Source organism: Synechococcus sp. H60.3 (genome assembly GCF_047462295.1).
In the GTDB taxonomy this organism is placed as follows: domain Bacteria; phylum Cyanobacteriota; class Cyanobacteriia; order Thermostichales; family Thermostichaceae; genus Thermostichus.
The window spans coordinates 1-4,916 of sequence record NZ_JANSIY010000146.1 but is presented as its reverse complement, the minus strand read 5'-3'; the positions used below and the strand labels follow the sequence as shown (position 1 = coordinate 4,916).

The window sequence follows — 4,916 nt, the reverse complement described above, 5'->3', positions numbered from 1 at the left end:
GGAAAAAGCCCGGCAATTTGGCGGGCACATCATCAGTGGTGCCATCTGCAATCCCCAGGTAATCGCCAGGCTTTTCCCGGATTTTGAGAGCCAAGGATTTCCCCACGAGGGGCGGGTGGAAGTGAGCCACCTGAGCGTACTGGGATCCCAAGAGCGCTGGGATCTGCCGGAAGCGGCGATCCCAAAGGGGTTGCGCAAACAGGGGCAGTTCATCCTCACCCTTAGCCATGTCATCCGCTGGCTGGCCGAAACCCTGCAGGAAAAGGCCAAAGGGATCCCCAACGTTACCTTGGATCTGTTCCCCGGCTTTGCCGCCCACGAGATCCTCTATGAGGGGGAGCGAGTCATTGGGGTGCGGGTGAGCGACTCCGGCCAAGTTTACGAAGATTGCGTCTTTGCCGAGCTCACTTGTTTTGGCGACAAGGGATTTATCTCCAAAGACCTGGTCGAGAAGTTTCACCTGCGCCCTCGGCCGCAACTGTGGTCGGTGGGGGTCAAAGAGCTGTGGCAGATCCCTTGCTCGCTGCAGGGGCAGGTGTGGCACACCTTGGGCTATCCGGTTTTGGATGGCAGCTTCAGCGGTGGCTTTGTCTACGGCCTCAAAGATAACCGCCTGGCCCTGGGCCTCATCATCGGCCTCGACAGCAAAAATCCCAACCTCAACCCGCAGCAGCGCCTGCAGGAGTTCAAAGCCCATCCCTGGATCCAATCCCTGATTGCCGGTGGCAAGTTGCTCAAGTACGGGGCCGCCGTCATTCCTGAGGGGGGCTACTACAGCCTGCCCAGCCGCTTTGGCGTCGAAGGGGCTTTGCTCTTGGGGGATGCCCTGGGGGTGCTGGATGTGGGCAGCCTGGCCGGGATCAACAACGCCATGGAGACCGGCTACCTGGCGGCGGGCCTCATTCACGACGGCTTTTTAAAAGGGGATCTGCGCATTCAAGAGGCCTACCAAAAAGCCGTGATGGAGAGCTCGGTGGGGCAAGATCTCTACCGCAGCCGCTATTTTCGGGAAGCCTTTTTGGAAAACTCCCGCCTGCTGGAAGAATACCTGCCCCAGCTCTGCCGCAGCGTCGATGCCGGCCACCCCTGGCTGGGATCCCTGCGCTGGGGCCTGCAGGATCCCGTGCGTCGCGGCGGGGAACTCCTGCGCGCCTACACGCTGCTGACGGGACGGGTCAGCGCCGGCGAGCCGCCCCCACGGGGGTATGTTGCTCCCCATGCCGCCATCCAAGCGGACTTTGTGGCCCCCCTAGGTCTGGATCCTGAAGCATTGACCACGCGATGGGGCTATTTCTCGCGGTCGGATGCCGTCTTTTTTGCCGATCCCCGCTACCCGGAAGGCAACCGCCACATCCTTGAGTTCAGCGCTGACACCTGCCGCCAGTGCATTGCCACCTACGACAAGCTGAACCGCCCTACCCCCTGCGTGGCCGACTGCACCGCAGAAGTCCACCACATCCGCGAACACAATGGGATCCGCTCCCACGCCATGTCGCTGGAAAACTGCATCCAGTGCCGCACCTGCGAGATCGTCTGCCCCCACCTCAACCTACGGGTTAACCCCAGCTACGAGGGATCCGGCCCCGACTTTTATGGGCTCTAGGAAAACGGGGGCAGGGAGCACAGACTCAGCTTTGCTGGCATAGTTAAAGCTAGAGTTGCAGGGAGTGCAGCCATTGAATTCCGCCCCGCTGATCCCACCCGCCCCCAGCCCTGAGCTGAGCCGCGAGCAATTTTGTGAGCTCTTGCGCGGCCAGCTCAGCTTGGCCCTAAGGGAAAACAACTTGGAACAAGCCAAATCTCTCCTGCTGCCCGTACAAGCGGTGGACATTGCCGAGGTAATCGGGGAGTTGCCGGAGGCGCAGCAGGCTCTGGCCTTTCGCTTGCTGCCCAAGGATCTGGCCATCCGCGTTTACGAACACCTGGACATAGATCTGCAACAGGCGCTGCTGCGCGAGTTCAGGAGCCACGAGATCCAGGACATCTTGGACAAGATGTCGCCGGACGACCGGGCCCGCCTCTTCGACGAGCTGCCGGCCAAGGTGGTTGCCGAACTGCTGCCCCAGCTCAGCCCCCAGGAACGGGAAGCCACGGCCCTGCTGCTGGGCTATGCCCCCAACACTGCGGGGCGGATCATGACCCCGGAGTACATTTCCCTGCGAGAGAACCTGACGGCAGCCGAGGCACTGGAGCGGGTGCGCCTCTTGGCCCGCGAAACCGAGACCATCTACTACCTCTACGTCACCGACCAGGAGCGACACCTGACGGGAACCCTATCCTTGCGGGAGTTGGTGATGGCCGATCCGGCCCAGCGGCTGGAGGAGGTGATGAGCCGGGAGGTGGTGTTTGTCAGCACCCACACCGACCAGGAAGAGGTGGCGCAGGTCATCCAGCGGTACGACCTGTTGGCGGTGCCGGTGGTGGATGCCGAGCGGCGACTGGTGGGGATCGTTACGGTAGATGATGTACTGGACATCGTGGAGCAAGAGGCCACCGAAGACATCTACTCCTTGGGGGGGTTGCAGTCTGGAGAAGATGACTATTTCGACCTCAGTTTTTGGCAGGCAGCCCGCAAGCGGGTGGTGTGGCTGCTGATTTTGCTGCTTACCAACACCTTTACCAGCACGATTATTGCCGGCCAGGAAGAAGTCTTAAGCCAGGTGATCGCCCTGGCGGCTTTTATCCCACTGTTGGTGGATAGCGGCGGCAACGTCGGCTCCCAGTCTTCGACGGTGGTGATTCGCGGCCTGAGCACGGCAGCGGTGCGCCTCAAGGACGGGTTGGGGGTACTGGCCCGGGAAGCAGTGGTGGGAGCCATGCTGGGGATCATGCTCAGCTTGATCACCATCGGCTGGGCCTATGCCCTGCAGCGGGATCTCCTGGTGGCGGTCATCGTCGGGCTAAGCCTATTTGGGATTTCTGTTCTCTCTTCGGTGTCAGGGGCGGGGCTGCCCTTTCTGTTTCGCTCCTTTGGTCTGGATCCGGCCTTGATGGCCGCCCCCTTCATCACCACGATTGTGGACGTGCTGGGGGTGTTGATCTACTTCTACGTTGCCCGTTTAATCCTGGGAATCTAGCCCTAGCCGCCAACCCCTCCAAGCCCTTGCCGAAATTGGGCTAGGTTGGATCTGGTCTTGTTGCGGATCCCTGTCGGTGTCTGCCCATTCTGTGGATGTCCAGGCGGCTCTGCCGGAGATCGTGGCTCGCTTGCAAGCAGCCCTGGGATCCCTGGGGCTGGGACATCTGCAGGTGCAGGCGCGTCTTTCCGGCCAACGTCTGCTGCTGCGTTTAGAAGGGGATCCCCTCCCGGATCCGGAGCGGCTGCTGCAGGGCCTCTTGCCAACCCTGGAACAACTGGCGCTGACCCACCGACACCGCCAGGTAGAGCTGTTCGGCTTTCCTCTGGGAGAAGGGATCCCGGAGTGGCACCGCGAGTGGCGCTACCAGCCGCCGCCCAACCCCAACAGCCCGCTGTACCGTGCCCAACGCGGGGATGGAGAAGCCATCCAGTATGTGCTCAACTACCTGCTGCGCCCAGAAGGGATCCAGACCCGCGTCCATCTGCACCCCAAGCTGGGCCTCTTACAGGTGAACTTACAGGCTGCGGAAGTTCCGGATCCGGCCTGGGCCAAGGATTTTGTGCGGCGGGTCTTGACCCGCCTGGAATGGGCCTTTGTGCAACGGCTGCGGCTTTCTGGGCAGAAGCTCGGCTCCTTCTTGCCAGCCTGGAGCCAAGAGTTCGATCTCAAACAGCCTGCCTTTTGGCAGGCTCCTCCGGCCAGACTTTCTCCCTTTCCTTCTCCAGCGCCTGACACTGGCGAGCCCTCCCCACCTTCCCCTACCCCTCTAGACTAAAGGGCAGGGCTCAGAGGGGTCGGTCATGCGGGTTGTTTTCTTTGGCACGCCGGAGTTTGCTCTGCCCTCGCTGCAGCTCCTGTTGCAGCGGCAGTCTTCCTTTGAAGTAGTGGGCTTGGTCTGCCAGCCGGATCGGCCGCAGGGACGAGGGCAGAAGGTACTCCCGCCGCCCACTAAGGTCCTTGCCCAAGCCCATGGGATCCCGGTGTGGCAGCCTGTCCGTCTGCGGCGGGATGCGGAGGTGCTGGCGGCGCTAGAGGCGCTGGCTGCCGATGTGTTTGTGGTGGTGGCCTATGGCCAAATCCTGCCGCCGGCGGTGCTGCAAATGCCCAGGTTGGGCTGCGTCAATGTCCACGCTTCCCTTCTGCCGGCTTACCGCGGCGCTGCCCCCATCCAGTGGGCCATTGCCAACGGCGAGACCGAGACCGGCGTCACCACCATGCTCATGGACGAGGGCCTGGATACGGGAGCCATCTTGCTGCAGGCCAAGCTGCCCATTGGGCCAGAGCAGACCGGGCTGGAACTGGCCTCGCAACTGGCCCAACTGGGGGCCGAGCTACTGGTGGAAACCCTGGTGAAACTAGAAAAAGGAGAGATCACCCCCATTCCCCAGGATGACTCGCGGGCCACCTATGCCCCCCTCCTTAAAAAGCAGGACTTCCAGCTCGATTGGCGGCGCCCAGCCCAGGCCTTGCACAACCAAATCCGCGCCTTTTCTCCCGACTGCTTTACCGGCTTGCAGGGGCAGCGGATCAAGATTGTCCGCTCTGCCGCTCCCCGGTTGCACCCGCCGCCTGACCCTCTTCCCCAGGGTAGCCCCGGAGAAGTGGTGGGGTTGGCCAAAGGAGAAGGGGTGTATGTGGCTACCGGCGAGGGATCCCTTCTCATCCGGCGGGCCCAACTGCCCGGCAGAAAAGAACAGTCGGCCTGGGACTTGGTCAACGGCGGCCAGCTCAGGGTGGGCATGCACTTTGAGGCGCTGCCGGATCCCTAGCCCCCCTCTCCCCCAGGGAGAGGGGCCGGGGGTGAGGGAATGCTCCCCCTGGGACAGGGGCCGGGGG

General features: G+C 62.4%; 4 protein-coding genes. All 4 read left to right on the top strand.

Features of this window, described 5'->3' with window-relative positions; translation table 11 throughout:
* A partial coding sequence (locus NW841_RS11805) for an electron transfer flavoprotein (protein ID WP_414386535.1) occupies nucleotides 1-1,603 on the top strand: 1,603 nt, incomplete at its 5' end.
* 73 nt (nucleotides 1,604-1,676) lie between these two features.
* Nucleotides 1,677-3,077 (top strand): magnesium transporter, encoded by a 1,401-nt coding sequence (gene mgtE, locus NW841_RS11800; protein ID WP_414338524.1) that lies wholly within the window; start codon nucleotides 1,677-1,679, stop codon nucleotides 3,075-3,077.
* Nucleotides 3,078-3,153: 76 nt separating this feature from the next.
* On the top strand, nucleotides 3,154-3,855 hold the full coding sequence (locus NW841_RS11795; protein WP_414386533.1) for a hypothetical protein: 702 nt from the start codon (nucleotides 3,154-3,156) through the stop codon (nucleotides 3,853-3,855).
* Between the two features lie 25 nt (nucleotides 3,856-3,880).
* Nucleotides 3,881-4,849, top strand: a complete 969-nt coding sequence (gene fmt, locus NW841_RS11790; protein WP_414386531.1) for a methionyl-tRNA formyltransferase — start codon at nucleotides 3,881-3,883, stop codon at nucleotides 4,847-4,849.
* Nucleotides 4,850-4,916 lie beyond the last annotated feature (67 nt).

Excerpts from the sequence above, each read along its gene's own strand:
- fmt (WP_414386531.1), top strand. The coding sequence starts at position 3,881 with ATGCGGGTTGTTTTCTTTGGCACGCCGGAGTTTGCTCTGCCCTCGCTG.